Genomic DNA, 16,164 nt, shown 5'->3' on the forward strand with positions numbered 1-16,164 from the left:
GACCATGCCGGCAAAGATTGYCAACAATGCTTGAAGACATTGAGCATCCGGACAGCGGGAAAAAATGAAAGCTGATTTCTACGAAACGCTGGGCGTGCAAAGGGGCGCCGACGACAAGGAGCTAAAGAGCGCTTTTCGTAAGCTCGCCATGCAGTTCCACCCCGACCGCAACCCCGGCGACCATGCCTGCGAGCACAAGTTCAAGGAAATCAACGAAGCCTACGAGACGCTGAAGGACCCGCAGAAGCGCGCCGCCTATGACCGCTTCGGCCACGCTGCCTTCGAGGGCGGCATGAACGGCGCGGCGCACGGCTTCGGCGCCGGCGGCTTCGCCGACATCTTCGAGGACATTTTCGGCGACATGATGGGCGGTCGCCAGCGCCGCTCGTCGGGCGGCCGCGAGCGCGGCGCCGACCTGCGCTACAACATGGAAATCACGCTGGAAGAAGCTTTCTCCGGCAAGACCGCGCAGATCCATGTGCCGGCCTCCATCTCCTGTTCGGAATGCTCCGGCAGCGGCGCCAAGCCCGGCACGCAGCCGGTGACCTGCTCGATGTGCCATGGCCATGGCAAGGTGCGCGCCACGCAAGGCTTCTTCTCTATCGAGCGGACCTGCCCGCAATGCCAGGGCCGCGGCCAGACGATCAAGGATCCCTGCCCGAAATGCGCCGGCCAGGGCCGCGTCACCGAGGAGCGCTCGCTGTCGGTCAACATCCCGGCCGGCATCGAGGACGGCACCCGCATCCGGCTTGCCAATGAGGGCGAGGCGGGCCTGCGCGGCGGACCGTCCGGCGACCTCTACATCTTCCTCGCGGTCAAGCCGCACGAATTCTTCCAGCGCGACGGCGCCGATCTCTATTGCAAGGTGCCGATCTCGATGACGACGGCCGCCCTTGGCGGTTCCTTCGAGGTCACCACGCTCGACGGCACGCAAACCAAGGTGAAGGTGCCGGAAGGCACCCAGAATGGCCGCCAGTTCCGCTTGAAGGGCAAGGGCATGCCGGTGCTGCGCCAGCCCAATGTCGGCGACCTCTATATCCAGACGGCGGTCGAGACGCCGCAGAACCTGACGCGCCGCCAGCGCGAATTGCTGGAAGAGTTCGAGCAGCTCTCCTCGAAGGAAAATTCGCCCCAGTCGAGCGGCTTCTTCGCGCGCATGAAGGACTTCTTCGAATCGTTCGGCGAGAGCTGATCGCCGCAGCCCCGCATTTCGCACGGCATGGGAGGGCGCGATCGGCTTCCCAAGCGTCATCAACACCTTATGCCAGCTTGACGCCTTGCCTTGTCCCACCCACCTGCTAAGTAGCGGATCGGGGGCGGAGCATTGAGGAGAGCTCGTGATGGCACGTAGTCCCGGGTTGCGCAAAGCGCTGGCCGAAAAATTCGACGACGAGCTGAAGTTCTTCAAAGGCTGGATCGACAAGCCGAAGACGGTCGGCTCGATCGTTCCCACCAGTTCCATCACCGCCCGCAAGATGGCGTCGATCGTCAATCCGAGATCCGGCCTGCCTGTGCTCGAGGTCGGCCCCGGCACCGGCGTCATCACCCGCGCCATCCTCGCCCAGGGCGTGAAGCCCGAAAACCTCTACGCGGTCGAATATTCGACCGACTTCGTGCGCCATCTGCGCGGGCTCTATCCCGGAGTCAACGTGATCGAGGGAGACGCCTTCAATCTCAATGCCACGCTCGGCGACAAGCGCGACATGGTGTTCGATTCGGTCGTCTCTGGCGTGCCGCTGCTCAATTTCCCGGTCGCCCAGCGCATCGCCTATGTCGAAAGCCTGCTCGACCGCATTCCCGCCGGACGGCCTATCGTGCAGCTCACCTACGGCCCGTTGTCGCCGATCCCGGCCGGGCGCGGCGACTACACGGTCGAGCATTTCGATTTCATCTTCCGCAACATCCCGCCGACGCAGCTGTGGATCTACCGGCGCGCAGCGCATTAGACGAGAAGGCAGTAGGGAATAGGCAGTAGGGAAAAGTCTGGAAATCGAACCGCCCATTCCCCTACTGCCTAATGCCTATTCCCTCATCCGGCCGTTGATTTGAATGCTCCTTGGCTGTACCTGTCCCCGAACAAGGGTGGCCAATGGCAGTGATCCCACGAATCCTCGTCTTCGCCGGCTCGGTCCGCACCGGCGCCTATAGCGGCCGGACGGCCGATGTGGCGCAGAAGGAGCTCGCCATGCAGGGCGCGGAGGTGACGCGCATCTCGCTCCGCGACTATCCACTGCCGATCATGGACGAGGACCTGGAAAAGGAAAAAGGCATCCCCGAGAACGCGATCAAGCTTGGCCGCCAGATCGCCGCGCATGACGGGTTGCTGATCGCGACGCCCGAATATAACGGCTCGATCCCGCCCTTGCTCAAGAACGCGATCGACTGGGTGAGCCGGATACGGCGCGAGGGCAGCCGTTCGTTCAGGCCGCTCTACGGCAAGCCCGTCGCTCTCTGCTCATCCTCGGAAGGCAAGTTCGCCGGCATACGCTGCATCAACCATCTGCGCGCGGTGCTGGTGCGTTGCCAGATGGAGGTGATCACGCCCGAATGCTCGGTTTCCGAGGCCGGCGAAGCCTTCGCCGAGGACGGACGATTCAGGGACGCCAGACTACACCAATCGATGGAGCGCCTATGCCGTACACTGATCGAAACCTCGCGCATGCTGTCCACCCGGATCGAGGCGTGATCAATTTCGCGGAGGCCGACACGATGCGGGACAGGTTGATCGTCGGGCTCGACGTGYCGACGCTGAAGGAAGCCGAGAAGGCGGTGCGCGAGCTCGAAGGCGCCATCTYGTTCTACAAGATCGGCTACCAGCTCGCCTTCGCCGGCGGGCTCGACTTCGCGCGGGAGCTCGCCAGCGGCGGCACCAAAGTGTTCCTCGACATGAAGCTGCTCGACATCGACAATACGGTCGCCAAGGGCGTCGAGAACATCGTCAAGATGGGCGTGACGATGCTGACGCTGCATGCCTATCCCAAAACCATGAGAGCGGCTGTCGAGGCGGCCAGGGGCAGCGAGCTTTGCCTGCTCGGCGTGACGGTGCTGACCTCGATGGACGAGCAGGACGTGATCGACGCCGGTTATGAATACGACCCGCACACGCTGGTGCTCAGGCGCTCCGAACAGACGCTGCATGCCGGCATGGGCGGCGTCGTCTGCTCGGCCGAGGAGGCCGAAGCGGTGCGCCGCATCGTCGGCCCCGACCTGGCGGTGGTGACGCCGGGCATCCGGCCGTCGGGCAGCGACCATGGCGATCAGAAGCGCGTGGTGAGCCCGGCGCAGGCGATCCGCAACGGCTCCAGCCACCTGGTCGTCGGCCGGCCGATCGTCGCCGCGCCGGACCGGCGCGCGGCGGCCGAGGCGATCCTCGCAGAGATGCTGTCGGCCTGAGGACCAGTCCTCGTTCGGACAACGCAAACAGGAGAAGAAGAATGCCCAAGGGATATTGGATCGCCCGTGTCGATGTGCGCGACGCCGAGGGCTACAAGGACTATGTCGCGGCCGCGAAGCTCGCCTTCGACCGCTTCGGCGCGAAGTTCCTGGCGCGCGGCGGCGAGCACGAAAAGGCCGAGGGTCCGGGGCGCGCCCGCAACGTCATCATCGAGTTCGAATCGCTGGCGGCGGCGCATGACTGCTACCACTCGCCGGAATACCAGCGCGCCGTCGCCATCCGCCAGAAAGTGGCCGACGGCGAGATCGTGCTGGTCGAGGGCATCTAGAGCAATTCCAGGAAAAGTGTGAGCGGTTTTCCGTCAGGAATTGCGTAACGCACTAAAGCTCTCGCCCCTCCGTCAGTGCAGCGTGTGCCGCTCGTCCATGGCGAGCGATTCCGCCTGGTGGCGATGACCATGGATTTCGTAGCCGACGACGGTGACCGCCGGCGCCAGCGTCAGGATGATCAGGCACACCGCCATGTCCACGCCTGCAATGGCGGCGACGACGGCGAGTGCGGTGACCGCCGCCGTGGCCAGCAGCAGCCAGATGTGGAACGGGTCGAAGYGCTGCACGAGGTAATAGTAGAGCGCATAGATCCCGCCGAGGAAAATGGTCAGCGGAATCGCGGTCGAGAGCAGTGTCGCCAGCGGCCCGGTCTGGGTCTTGTGCTCGATGAAATAGGCCGCGACATGCAGGCCGGCGCCGGTGGCGACGATCGCGGCCACGATGACCATCTGGCCGTAACCCCAGACGAATGAGCGGTCGCGGTGCGCATGCAGCACCGGCGCCGAGGGCAGCATGTAGTAGCACCACCACATGCCGAAGGTGAGACCGGTGCCGGCGACGCCGACAAGGGCGGCATCGAGGTTCCAACCCTGCTCCTCGACCACGGCCGACAGCGAGGCCAGCGTGCCGACGACCCCTTCGCCGAGCGCGATGATGGCGAACAGGCTATAGCGTTCGGCCATGTGATGCGCGTGCCAGGGCGTGCCGCCGTTTCTGCGCTCGGCGAGCACGGGCCCGGCGAGCTCTACCAGCAGCAGGACGACGGCGAGCACGGCGCTGGTCTCGATCGAGAAATCGACCAGGATCTGCACCACCCAGCCGATCTGGGCGATGGCGATAGCCGTGACATAGGTGAGGCAGATGTCGCGACGCGCCGGATCCTGCCTTGCCGCGCGCAGCCACTGGAAGATCATGGCGACGCGCATGATGACGTAGCCCAGCACCATGATGGAATTGTCGAGATGCTCGCCATGCTCGATCGAGGCGAACATGCGCGGCAGGCCGATGGCCAGCACCAGCACGCCGATCATCTGCACCATGGTGATGAGGCGGAAAAGCCAGTCGTCGGTGTCATAGGCCGAGGCGAACCAAGAGAAATTGATCCAGGCCCAGCAGATGGCGAAGCCGGCGAAGCCGAAGCCGAGCAGGCCGACCGCGTAATGGCCCTCTGCCAGGGCGTGCGCCAGCTGCGAGGCGGCAAGGCCGAAAGCGGTGACGAAGGTCAGGTCGAAGAGCAGCTCGAGCGGCGTGGCGACGCGATGCGTCTCATGCGGGTCGCGCCCGCCCATGCGCCTTAGATGATGGTGGAGACTTTGAACGCTGACGGGCGTTGTGTTCATTGCGCGGCTCTCGTTGACAGAGCCGCGACAGTAGAGGCGAAGAACCATGCGTCAAGGCGCGGGTGTTGCAATGCGGGCCTGTGCGAGCGGCGGAGACAGCAAGGCGCCCACGGTTCATTGGAGATTCGCCGGAACGTCCATCATTTCGTCATCCACGGGTGGAGCAAGGAGCGTAGCGACGCAGCGCAGACCCTGGAATGACGAAGTCGTTAGGTCTCAGCCAATCATGAGTGTCACGACCGCAACCGGCTCGCTGCCGTCTCGGCCATCGCATCGGCAAGGCTCATGCCCCACTCCCTGCGGCAATAGTCGCGGAAATCGAAGCAGGGCAGGCCGGGGCAGACTTCGAACTCGATGAGGTGCACGGTGTCGTCGGCCTCGACCCTGAAATCGATGGAAAAGACATCCCGCAAGCCAAGGCCGCCGATCAGCCTCTGCGCGACGGCGCGGATTTTCCGATCCGCCTCCGGCTGACTGGCGCCGACCGCCTCAAGCTCCGGCTCGACATAGGTGCCCGCATCCTTCGCCGCCTGGCCGGTATCGCCATAAAGCGCCATCGAGTCGGCCATGGTCTGGAAATCGCCGCCGGAATCGACGAAGAAGATGCCCAAGGCCTCGACGCCGGTTTCGGGCTTCAACCCCAGGAAGCTCGCCCGCACATTGCGGCCGGCGACATAGGGCTGGACGACGACGTCGTCGCGATAGTGGGAAAAGACACGCCGGCTAAGCTCCAGCGCGTGGCCGAGATAGCCGATGCGCGAATCCGGCCAGATGCCGATCTTGGCGCCCAGTCGGTTGGGCTTCACGAACCAGCCTTTCGGCGAGGCCGGCGGTTCGACCAGCCACTCGCCGTTGCGGGCAAGGCCGGCCTGCGGCGCCGGCAGGCCGAGCGCGCCGAGCACGGCGCCGGAGCGGAGCTTGTCCTGGCAGAGCGCGAACAGCGAATCGTCGGCGCCGATGGTGCGCAGGCCGTTGAGGCGGGCCATTGCGGGTGCTGCCCCGCCGCGGAAATAGGCTATGCCGTCGGTCAACGTCCAGACCAGCGTGCTCGCGGGATCGGCCTTCGCCAGAACCGGCGCCGCATTGTCGAGCTCGACAGGCTTGAAAGCGATCCCCCGCTTCCCGCAAGCTGCCGCGAGCAGGTCGAACTCCGGTGCGAGGTCGGTCGACTGCGCCAGATAAGAGGAGATCTCGATGGCGCGCTCCGTTGGATAGCCGGCGGCGACGAGCCGGTCGAAACAGGGCCTTTCCGGTTCGTAGACAAGGATCAGCGTCGGCTGCGGCATCGAATGCTCCGGGCGAAATCAGGCGCTACCATCGCATGGCCGCAGCGGCCGGCTTGCGGGAAACCGACCGGGCCAAGGCGATTGCCTGATAGTGCTGACCTGCCTTAGGCGATCAGCACCCGCGGCTCGAAGCGGCCGTTGACCGGGATATCGAGCAGGAAGGTCATCCCGGCCTGCGGATCGAGAGCGCGCTGTTTTTCGTCCTTGCCGCTCCAGGCCGAGGTCACGGCGAGGCGATCGGCTTTCGCGCCGACAAAGGCGGGGCAGGAAGCCTGCGTCACCGGCATCGCGATCTCGCGCAGCAGCGTGCCGTCCGGCGCATAGGCCTTCACCGCCTTGCCGCCCCAGACGGCGTTCCACAGCACGCCGTCGCGATCGACGACCGAACCGTCGATATAGCCTTTCGAGGAGCGGTGATCGACGAACACTTTCACTTCGCCGGCCGGCAGACCGGTCGCCGGATCGCAGGCGACGCGCATCAGCAGCCCGGTCGCTGTGTCGGTGTAGTAGGCGATTTTGCCGTCCTCCGAGAAGCAGATGGAATTCGAGACGGTGATGCCCGAAAACAGCCGGCGCAATTCGCCCTTGAAGAACCAGTAGATCGAGCCGGCGCCCTTCTCCTCGCCCTTGCCCATCGTGCCGGTCCACAGCGCGCCGCAGGGATGGACGCGCGAATCGTTGGAGCGCGTCAGCGGGTTGTCGGCCTCGATCGGCGTGTGCATCGTCAGCCTGCCGGTTTTCACGTCGCGGACCTGCAGGCCGGTCTCTGTGGCGATGAGCTGGCGCTCGTCGTCGATGACGGCGATGGCGCTGGCCATGACGCCGAGATCATGGATTTTCAGCGCGCCGGCGAGCGGCTTTTCCAGGAGTTTGCCATTGACGATGTCGAACCAGAACAAAGTGTCGGTGGCGGGATCGTAGCTCGGGCCTTCGCCAAGTTCGCAGATATGATCGGAAAAAACCGAAACGCCGTCCATCGTCATCCTCCGAAGGCTTCGTCCCAGGCGGCGACCGCGGCGCGGGCGCGCAGCGCGACGTCCTCGACCGACGCGCCCGGCTTGTAGAGGCTGGACCCGAGGCCAAAGACGCTGACGCCGACCGCCTTGTAGCCGGCAAAGTCCTTGTCCGAGACGCCGCCGACGGCGCCGACCAGCGTCGTTGCCGGCAGCACCGCGCGCACCGCCGCGATGCCGCTCGATCCAAGCACGCTCGCCGGGAAGAATTTCAGCGCCGAGGCTCCTAACCGGATCGCCTGGAAGGCCTCGGTGGGCGTGAACACGCCCGGCATCGTCACCATGCCATGATGCATGGCGCGGCCCATGACCTCGGCATCGATGTTCGGACTGACCAGCAACTTGCCGCCGGCCTTGTGCAGGCCGTCGACATCGGCGGCGGTCAGCACCGTGCCGGCGCCAATCAGCGCTGTTTGCGGCAGCGTCTTGACCAGATCGGCGATGGAGACGAACGGCTCCGGCGAATTGAGCGGCACCTCGATCGCCTCGATACCGGCGTCATGGATCGCCCGGCCGATCGCCACGGCCTCGGACGGCTTGAGACCGCGCAAGATGGCGACCAGGCCGCGCTTGAGCTTCGGGAAGGGTGCGGTCTGGCTCATGAAGCGCCTCCAATCATGCCGTTCTCGCGCGCGGCCTCGGCGAGGCCGGCGCGCACCGCTTCATCGGCGTCGACCGTGCGAAAAGCAAGGCCGGCAAGGCCGAGCGCCGCGCCATAAAGCGTCGCCAGCGCGCCTGAGGCGACCAGCACGACCGGCGCCTCGCTTGCGCCGTAGCGTCGCTTGGCCGAGGCGATCTCGCCGCCGATCAGAAGCCCGGACAGGCATGCCGCCGCATCGGTGGACTGCAAGTCCTGCAGAAGCCCGGCGGCGCGGATGGCAAACAGTTTCGAGGTGACGTCGCCGCCCTCGCCCAAGGCCCGTTCGCACCATTGCCGGAAGAATGGGCTGTCCGCCGCGACCGGAGCGGGATGCTCGCCGAGCGAATGTTTCAGGATCGAGTGCGCGGCCAATACGGAAAACAATTCGCCGGTCGGCCAGGTGCCGAAGCCTTCGACGGCGTCGTCCGCGACAGCGACCCATTTCGAATGCGTGCCCGGCATGCAGACGAGGTGCTGCCCCTTTGCCGGCAAACCGGCGCCGGCAAGCTGGGTTTCCTCGCCGCGCATGACGTCCGGCGCCTCAGTCAGGCGCTGCGCGAGGCCGGGCACGATGCGGATGTCGCGGCTCAGGCCCTCGATGCGGGCCGCACCCGCAAGGATGGCGCCGATCGGCGCCGGCACGGTGACGTAGGGCGCCTCGATCCAGCCCTGCCGGGAACCGGCCATGCCGCAGATGATGACCGGCAGCGTGTCCGGCGCGCCCATGGCGTCCAGATGGCCTTCCAACACCCTGGCAAAACCTTTTTCGCGGGCGGTGATCAGCCCGTCGTCTCCGCGCCGCTCGGCAAGCACCTTGCCTGAGCCGTCGAGCAGCCAGGCCCTGAGCCTGGTCGTGCCCCAGTCGAGCGCGGCGACCGCGGGCGCCGGACTCACAGGAAGCCTCCGTCGACGATCAGCATCTGGGCGGTGAGCATGCGTGAGGCATCCGAGGCCAGGAACAGCACCGTGCCGACCATGTCGTCAGGTTGCATGACGTCCTTGATGCATTGCTTGGCGACATGGGCGGCCAGCCCTTCATCCGTGACCCAAAGCTCGCGCTGGCGTTCAGTGATGACCCATCCGGGCGCCACCGCGTTGACCCGGATGCGGTTCTGCCCGAGCTTGCCGGCGAGGCCTTTTGTCAGGCCGAGTATGCCTGCCTTAGCCGCGGTATAAGCCGGCATATCGGGATGGTTGATCAGATAGGAGGTGGAGGTGAAGTTGATGATCGAGCCGCCGCCGGCGCGCTTCATGCCCGGCGCCACGGCCTGCGCGGTGAAGAAATGCGGCCGCAGGTTGATGGCGAGATTGTTGTCCCAGAACTCGACCGTGACATCCTCCACGGCATGGCGGTCGTCGAGCGCGGCGTTGTTGACCAGCACCGTCACGTCGCCATGCGCCTCGGCAGCTTTCGCCGCGGCGGCGCGCAGCGCCCCGATGTCGCGCAAATCGGCCTTGAGATAGAGCGGGCGGCGGCCGAGCTCCTTCTCCAGCCGGTCGGCAAGGGCCGCGCTCGGCTTGTCGGCGATGTCGATGAAGGCGACTTTCGCGTTCTGCCGCATGAAACCTTCGGTCAGCGCCGCGCCGATGCCGGAGCCACCGCCCGTGATCAGCACCGAGGCGCCGTCGAGGTCGGCGAAAAGCGCCGATGGCATCATGATCTTTTCTCCCTTTGGCCGGCGCGCATCCTAGCCACGCCGGGCCGGGGGGCAAGGGTGAAAAGGCGGATTCGGCAGCTTATGTCCGACAAATGAGGCACTCCCCCTCACCCTGCCTCCGCTTCGTTCGGCTGACCATTCCGGGGCGAGCCACGGGTCTCGCCCGTCCTTCGGACCCCGAGGGGGAGGAGATTGCCGGCGTCGGCGCTAGCCTCTTCTCCCCAGCGGGAGAAGGTCGCCGCGAAGCGGCCGGATAAGGGGGCCGGCGCCGCCCTATGCGATTCCCAAAAGCCCGGTCAAATCGCCTTGGCGTGCAGCGCGCCGCGATAGGAATCGCGCAGATAGCCGAGCGTGGCGTCGGCATCGGCCGGCTTGCCGAACAGGTAGCCCTGGCCGCCGGCGCAACCGAACTGGACGAGGCGATCGGCCTGAGCCTCGTCCTCGATGCCTTCGGCCACGACATCCATGCCGAGCCCTTCGCACATGGCGAGGATGGYGCGGATGATATGCTCGGACGGGCGGTCGTCGAGGATGGAGGAGACGAAGGCGCGATCGATCTTGAGCTTGTCGAAATGGAATTCGCGCAGGCGTCCGAGCGACGACTGTCCAGTGCCGAAATCGTCGAGCGAGACGCGGATGYCGACGCGCCGCAGATCCTCGACGATCTTCTCGGCCGAGGCCGGGTCGTTCATCAGGCCGGTCTCGGTGATCTCGATCTCCAGCCGGCGCGGATCGAAGCCGGTGCGCTCGAGGATCGCCAGGATATGCAGGCCGGTGTTCTGGTCGACGAGCTGCGAGGGCGACAGGTTGAAGGACAGGAACAGCTCTTTCGGCCAGCTGCGCGCCGCCTCGGTCGCCTTGCGCAGCACCAACTGCGACAGCGGGCCGATGATGCCGCGTTCCTCGGCGATCGGGATGAAGACCGATGGCGGCACGACGCCGAGATCGCGGTCGGTCCAGCGCGCCAGCGTCTCGAAGCCGATGGTGCGGCGGCTGTTCAGGTCGACGATCGGCTGGAAATGCGGCTCGACCTCGCCGGCCGAGACGGCGCGTCGCAGCGCCTGCTCGATGCGGGTGACGCGCTTGGCCGCCTCCTCCATCTCGCGGGTGTAGACGACGACGCGGCCGCGGCCCGAACGCTTGGCGTGATAGAGCGCGGTCTCGGCCTTGTTGATCAGAATCTCGGTGGTCTCGTCGCCGGAATAGAACAGCGAGCAGCCGACCGAGGCCGAGAGCCTGGCGGTGCGCTCGCCGACATCGTAGGGCGCCGACAGGATCTCGATCAGCATGCGCGACTTCTCGGCCGCCTGCTCCTCCGAGAACACCATCGGGTAGAGATAGGCGAACTCGTCGGCGCCGATGCGGCATACGGTGGAATAGCCATCCATCGAGGCGCGCAGCCGCATCGCCACCTGGACCAGGATGTCGTCGCCGGCCTTGTGGCCGAACAGGTCGTTGATCGGCTTGAAGCCGTCGAGGTCGAGAATGCCGACGGTGAAGGGCGCGGGATCGTCGGCGCGGTCGCTGATCAGGCGATCGACCTTGTCGAAGAAGCGACGATGGTTGCCGAGCCCGGTCAACGAATCCGTAAAGGCCAGATCCGTGTTTTCCTTGCCTGGCTGACCGGTGCCAAACGTCGTTTGCATCATGTCCCTGTTCTTACGGCGGTATTTCTCTTCACACTGGCAGCAAAGCGTTTAGGAAAAGTATCGAGAAAATCGATTTTCCGAAGGTCCCCAAAAAAGGTCGCGCTTCGAACCTCCTCACGCGGTTATTCGCGGAACCCGCCGCGCACTTTTCCTGGAATTGCTCTTAGCCGGCTTGCCTGACGCGATAGAGGGAGACCGGGCTCTCTTTCTCGCTGATCGGCTCGAGCCAGTCCGGCACCCTGCCGCGCAGCAGGTCGGCCAGGAAGCCCTGCGGCGCCTTTCGGGTCAGGATCACGGTCTCGACATTGCCGGGGCAGACGGCGACAAGGCCGACACGATGCGCCTCGACGATTGCGCGCGCGTCATCGGCCGAGCCGAGAAAGGCGTCCAGCGCCAGGAGATTGCCGGCGACATTGCGGTGATAGGGGCCGGCGAAGACGCGATGGCTGCTATAGGCCAGCACCGGCGCTCCGAGATTGGAGATCGCCAGCACGGTGGTATCGGCCATGCCGCCGAGCGGCGCGAAACTGGCCTTCTTCTCGCAGGTCGTGTCCGCGGCCCCGCCGTCGCCGACGGGTTTGCCTTTATCCAACGCCACAGAGGCGGCCGCGGCGACGCCTGTCCAGACCGGGTTGATCGAGACCAGCCAGACGGCTGCAAGGCGCAGCGCCACGCCGAGCGAGGAGCTGGTTTCGGCTCGCGCCCGCCATTTGGCGATCCAGGCCGACAGCGGGATGACCGCGAAGGCGATCGAGAAGGTAGTGGCGCGCACCTGCCAGGCGCCGACCGCGAAAGCGATGGCCAGCAGTGCCGTGACGAGGCTGTCCTGCCGCCGCCAGCCGCCGCGGCGCAGACGCAGCGCCATCAGGATGATCGCCACCAGCGGCGTCGCATAGCGCGCCGCGACGCGCGCCGGATCGCGGACGATGAGCGTGAGCAGCGACTGGGCCTCGTCGACATGGTCAAGCCACAGCTCCTTGAGGCGCGGGTCGAGGGAGCCATAGGGCGCGGAGAGGCATTGCGGGAAGAACACCGCAACGACCAGGCCGAGAACCGCCCCCAGCACGGCGAGCGACCCCAGCCGGCGCCGCCAGCTGCCTACGGCGGGCTCGATGGAGGCGATGGCTGCCAGCCCCGCGCCGGCAGTGGCCGCGACGATGAACTGCGCGACCGAGAAGGCATCGCACTGCGCCGCGCCCCATGCGGAAGGCGGAACCGTCGTGACGAAGACAACCGCCGCGATGCCGGCGAAACCGAGGCCGAAATCCCGGGCGATCGTCCGCTCGCCGTCCGGATCGGCGACGAACAGCAGCGCCACGCAAAGGCCGATGGTGGCGACATAAGGCACGGTTTCCATGCCGACGGCGAGCGTCAGCGCGGCGCAGAGGCCGGACAACAGCGCGGCCCGGCGCCGCGCGGGCGCTTCGAGCAGCAAAGCGAGGCTCGCCATGGTGAGCATCAGCTGGACGTTGTGGTGGTCGAGCGCGCCGGGGTCGTAGATGCCGATGAAGTAATAGCCGGCGGCGCCGACCAGGATGGCGGGCAGCACCGCGCCACCGCCGCCGAAGCTGCGCGCGGCGCGGGCGGTGAAGAACAAGGTCGACCAGAAGAGCAGCGCCGGCCACAGCACCTCCGCCACGTCCTCGCCGAGCGGCCTGCTGCCGGTGAGCGCCGAGGCGGCAAGCGCGATCACGGCGATCGGCGCGTCGACCAGCCGCGACCAGTGCATGACGAAGCCGCCTTCCATCCCCATCCGGTACTGGTGCAGGTCGAACCAGCCCTGGCCCGCCAGCAGGTCGCGGACCTCGACGAGGCGCAGCAGATTGTCGTTGTCGCCGCCTGCATCGGTCAATTGGCCGAAGCCTGTCCACGCGTCGAAGGCGAAGGCGAGCAGGGCCGCCAGCAGCGCCAGCGCCAGATCGGACTTCCAGGTGGCGGCGCCGTTCTCGGCTGTGCCCATTTGCCGTGGCCTTTGAAGGAGAGGATCGGTTTAAACCTAGCCTTAACGGCTTCAATAAATAGTAAAACGGCTCGACGGGGCCGGCATGAGAGACGGTCGGAGGCTGGGTCGGGCGCCCGGAGACAGACATGCCGCATGCAGTCCGCCACGAGCCGGTCATCGCCGTGCTCCTGCCTTGCTACAATGAGGAGCTGACGATCGGCGAGGTCGTGCGGCGCTTCCGTGAGACGCTGCCTTCGGCCGCGATCTATGTCTACGACAACAACTCCAAGGACCTCACGGCGCTGAAGGCCCGCGCCGCCGGCGCCATCGTCGTGCGCGAGCCGCGTCAGGGCAAAGGCAATGTGGTGCGGCGCATGTTCGCCGACATCGACGCCGACATCTATGTGATGGCCGACGGCGACGGCACCTACGCGCCGGAGGATGCGCCGCAGCTGATCAACGTCCTGCAGACCGAACGCTCCGACATGGTGGTGGGCACCAGGCGCGGCGTGACCGACGATGCCGGCCGCAACGGCCACGCCTTCGGCAACCGCGTCTTCAACCGCCTCTACAAGGGCCTGTTCGGGACCGACTTCACCGATATCTTCTCCGGCTACCGGGTGTTTTCGCGCCGCTTCGTCAAGAGTTTCCCAGCCGTTTCCGGCGGCTTCGAGATCGAGACCGAGATGTCGGTGCATGCCTCGCAGCTGAAACTGCCGGTGAGCGAGATGGCGCTCGATTACGGCCGCCGCCCGGAGGGCTCGTCGTCGAAACTGTCGACCTTCCGCGACGGCGCCAGGATCCTGTGGATGTTCGCCATGCTGGTGAAGGAGACGCAGCCGCTGCGCTTCTTCGGCACCTTTGCGCTGTTCTTCCTGGCCGCCAGCATCGGCCTGATGATCCCGGTGCTGGTCGAATTCGCCGAGACGGGGCTCGTGCCGCGCATGCCGACCTGGGTGCTGTCGATCGGCATGCTGCTTCTGGCCATGCTCTCGATGATGACCGGCTTCATCCTCGATTCGGTGTCGCGCGGCCGGGCCGAGCAGAAGCGCATCTTCTATTTGTCGATTTCCTCCGGCCGTGCCGAGCGCCAGGCAGCCGGGCAGGCCTTGCCGAAGAGCGAGCCGGGCAAGGCCCCACGGGCGGCTTAGAGCATGATCCCGAAAAGTGGGAACCGGTTTTCGGAGAAGATCATGCTCCAACAACGAGTTAGATCGTGAGGGCGATCCAAGGAAAACGCCATCACGATCTAGTGGGCCGCCTCTTCCGCTTCGCCGTCGCCGGCGGCATCGGTTTCGCCRCCGACGCGGCGGCGCTCTGGCTGCTGCTTGCCACCACGCCGCTCGGCCCGCTCTTGGCGCGCGTGCTGTCGATCGGCTTCGCGCTCTGCGTCACCTGGCAGATCAACCGCCACCTGACCTTCGCGCCGTCGAGCCGGGGCCTCGCGGAGGAAGGCGCCCGCTATGGCGGCGTCGGCATCGCCACCAGCATCGTCAATTACCTGGTCTATTGYGCCATCCTGCTCGCGCTGCCGGCGCTGCCGCCGCTGGCGGCGCTCGCCATCGCCTCGATCGTCGCGATGACGCTGTCCTTCCTGGGCTATTCCAGGCTGGTCTTCGACCGCTGAGACCGTTTGGAAATTCTACTCTGGCGGCCATCTGATGGCGTTTTCTGCGCTTCCGGTGCTCACGGACCAAAAGTCCGCTGCGCTCCGGTTCTCGAAACCACCACCATATGACTCGCCAGAGCGAATTTCGAAGCAGTCTCTGAGCGTCTGCACCAAGCGAGCACGATTGGCAGACGCCGCCAATTTCCTTATATCGGCGGCTGAGTTCGCCGGAGACCCGAGATGCCGCTGAAAATCGCTGTCCAGATGGACCATGTCTCCACCGTGTCGATCGCCGGCGACACGAGCTTCGCGCTGTCGCTGGAGGCCCAGCGGCGCGGCCACAAGCTCTTCCATTACACGCCCGACCGGCTGTCGATGYGGGACGGCAAGGTGTTCGCGCGCATCGAGGAGATGCAGGTGCGCGACGAGAAGGGCAACCACTATTCGCTCGGCGAGAAAGTGCGCACCGACCTTTCCGAGATGGACGTGGTGCTGCTGCGGCAGGACCCGCCCTTCGACATGAACTACATCACCACCACGCACATATTGGAGCGCATCCATCCCAAGACGCTGGTGGTCAACGATCCGGCCTGGGTGCGCAACAGTCCGGAAAAGATCTTCGTCACCGAGTTCCCGGACCTAATGCCGGAGACGCTGATCACCAAGGACCCTCAGGAGGTGGCCGCCTTCCGCAAGGAATTCGGCGACATCATCGTCAAGCCGCTCTACGGCAATGGCGGCGCCGGCATCTTCCATCTGCACGAGGCCGACCGCAACCTCGCCTCGCTGCTCGAGATGTTCGGCCAGCTGTTCCGCGAGCCCTATATCGTGCAGCGCTACCTCAAGGACGTGCGCAAGGGCGACAAGCGCATCATCCTGATCGACGGCGAGCCGGTGGGCGCCATCAACCGCGTGCCGGCCGAGCACGATTCCCGCTCCAACATGCATGTCGGCGGCCGCGCCGAGAAGACCGAGCTGACGGAGCGCGAGCGCGAGATCTGCGCCCGCATCGGACCGGCGCTGAAGGAACGCGGTTTCATCCTCGTCGGCATCGACGTGATCGGCGACTACATGACCGAGATCAACGTCACCTCGCCGACCGGCGTGCGCGAAGTGCAGCGCTTCGGCGGCGCGGATATCGCGGCCCTGTTCTGGGATTGCGTGGAAGGGAAGCGGGGGTAATTCTCGCCACGACGCCCGTTGCATGAGCGGGAACGATGTTCCCGTAATGTTCTTGCCTCGGCCGCAAAACTGTGGTTGTCTGGCGTGAGGTCTTGCGCGGGCTGATGGCAGCGTCGCGGGGA

General features: G+C 65.8%; 16 protein-coding genes. 8 read left to right on the top strand and 8 right to left on the bottom strand.

Going from position 1 to position 16,164, the window contains the following annotated elements; genetic code table 11:
• The first annotated feature begins 64 nt into the window (after window positions 1-64).
• The 5 genes from dnaJ (at window position 65) to LCM4577_RS00810 (ending at window position 3,722) form a co-directional block, all read left to right on the top strand.
• Window positions 65-1,192 carry a molecular chaperone DnaJ gene (dnaJ, locus tag LCM4577_RS00790; RefSeq protein WP_071032472.1) on the top strand — a complete coding sequence of 376 codons (1,128 nt, stop codon included), beginning with the start codon at window positions 65-67 and terminating at the stop codon, window positions 1,190-1,192.
• Window positions 1,193-1,340: 148 nt separating this feature from the next.
• Window positions 1,341-1,946, top strand: coding sequence for a phospholipid N-methyltransferase PmtA (pmtA, locus tag LCM4577_RS00795; RefSeq protein WP_040986447.1), 606 nt, complete (start codon window positions 1,341-1,343; stop codon window positions 1,944-1,946).
• A gap of 143 nt (window positions 1,947-2,089) precedes the next feature.
• On the top strand, window positions 2,090-2,686 hold the full coding sequence (locus LCM4577_RS00800; protein ID WP_041010095.1) for an NADPH-dependent FMN reductase: 597 nt from the start codon (window positions 2,090-2,092) through the stop codon (window positions 2,684-2,686).
• 23 nt (window positions 2,687-2,709) lie between these two features.
• Window positions 2,710-3,393 (top strand): orotidine-5'-phosphate decarboxylase, encoded by a 684-nt coding sequence (gene pyrF / locus LCM4577_RS00805; protein ID WP_071069830.1) that lies wholly within the window; start codon window positions 2,710-2,712, stop codon window positions 3,391-3,393.
• Window positions 3,394-3,434: 41 nt separating this feature from the next.
• The gene (locus LCM4577_RS00810; RefSeq protein WP_040986451.1) at window positions 3,435-3,722 is read left to right on the top strand and encodes a DUF1330 domain-containing protein; all 288 of its coding nucleotides are present in this window, start codon (window positions 3,435-3,437) and stop codon (window positions 3,720-3,722) included.
• A 72-nt stretch (window positions 3,723-3,794) separates the two neighbouring features.
• Here LCM4577_RS00810 and LCM4577_RS00815 read toward each other — a convergent pair whose 3' ends face one another.
• From LCM4577_RS00815 to LCM4577_RS00850, 8 genes are all read right to left on the bottom strand, one after another.
• Entirely contained in the window at window positions 3,795-5,063 is a 1,269-nt protein-coding gene (locus tag LCM4577_RS00815; protein WP_198541011.1) for a low temperature requirement protein A, read from the bottom strand.
• Between the two features lie 233 nt (window positions 5,064-5,296).
• Window positions 5,297-6,349, bottom strand: a complete 1,053-nt coding sequence (locus tag LCM4577_RS00820; protein WP_040986455.1) for a D-alanine:D-lactate ligase-like protein — start codon at window positions 6,347-6,349, stop codon at window positions 5,297-5,299.
• Between the two features lie 104 nt (window positions 6,350-6,453).
• The gene (locus tag LCM4577_RS00825; protein WP_371410017.1) at window positions 6,454-7,326 is read right to left on the bottom strand and encodes an SMP-30/gluconolactonase/LRE family protein; all 873 of its coding nucleotides are present in this window, start codon (window positions 7,324-7,326) and stop codon (window positions 6,454-6,456) included.
• Window positions 7,327-7,328: 2 nt separating this feature from the next.
• Window positions 7,329-7,964: a 2-dehydro-3-deoxy-6-phosphogalactonate aldolase gene (locus LCM4577_RS00830; protein ID WP_071031757.1), complete on the bottom strand. Its 636-nt coding sequence runs from the start codon at window positions 7,962-7,964 to the stop codon at window positions 7,329-7,331.
• A complete protein-coding gene (locus tag LCM4577_RS00835; RefSeq protein ID WP_040986461.1) occupies window positions 7,961-8,896 on the bottom strand; it encodes a 2-dehydro-3-deoxygalactonokinase in 936 nt (311 codons plus the stop codon). Before LCM4577_RS00835 ends, LCM4577_RS00830 begins: the two co-directional genes overlap by 4 nt.
• Window positions 8,893-9,660 carry an SDR family NAD(P)-dependent oxidoreductase gene (locus LCM4577_RS00840; protein WP_071069057.1) on the bottom strand — a complete coding sequence of 256 codons (768 nt, stop codon included), beginning with the start codon at window positions 9,658-9,660 and terminating at the stop codon, window positions 8,893-8,895. The genes LCM4577_RS00835 and LCM4577_RS00840 overlap by 4 nt, the downstream gene beginning before the upstream one ends.
• 296 nt (window positions 9,661-9,956) lie before the next feature.
• Complete coding sequence (locus LCM4577_RS00845; RefSeq protein ID WP_071069832.1) at window positions 9,957-11,306, bottom strand: bifunctional diguanylate cyclase/phosphodiesterase; 1,350 nt, start codon at window positions 11,304-11,306, stop codon at window positions 9,957-9,959.
• Between the two features lie 166 nt (window positions 11,307-11,472).
• The gene (locus LCM4577_RS00850) at window positions 11,473-13,269 is read right to left on the bottom strand and encodes a polysaccharide biosynthesis protein GtrA (protein WP_071069059.1); all 1,797 of its coding nucleotides are present in this window, start codon (window positions 13,267-13,269) and stop codon (window positions 11,473-11,475) included.
• A gap of 128 nt (window positions 13,270-13,397) precedes the next feature.
• Here LCM4577_RS00850 and LCM4577_RS00855 point away from each other — a divergent pair, with 128 nt between their 5' ends.
• From LCM4577_RS00855 to gshB, 3 genes are all read left to right on the top strand, one after another.
• Window positions 13,398-14,402, top strand: coding sequence for a glycosyltransferase (locus tag LCM4577_RS00855; RefSeq protein WP_040986469.1), 1,005 nt, complete (start codon window positions 13,398-13,400; stop codon window positions 14,400-14,402).
• Between the two features lie 65 nt (window positions 14,403-14,467).
• The gene (locus LCM4577_RS00860) at window positions 14,468-14,878 is read left to right on the top strand and encodes a GtrA family protein (RefSeq protein WP_371410018.1); all 411 of its coding nucleotides are present in this window, start codon (window positions 14,468-14,470) and stop codon (window positions 14,876-14,878) included.
• 222 nt (window positions 14,879-15,100) lie between these two features.
• Entirely contained in the window at window positions 15,101-16,042 is a 942-nt protein-coding gene (gshB, locus tag LCM4577_RS00865; RefSeq protein WP_071069063.1) for a glutathione synthase, read from the top strand.
• The last annotated feature ends 122 nt before the right edge of the window (window positions 16,043-16,164 follow it).

The sequence above is a fragment of the Mesorhizobium sp. LCM 4577 genome, assembly GCF_001854795.2.
Classification (GTDB): Bacteria; Pseudomonadota; Alphaproteobacteria; order Rhizobiales; family Rhizobiaceae; genus Mesorhizobium; species Mesorhizobium plurifarium.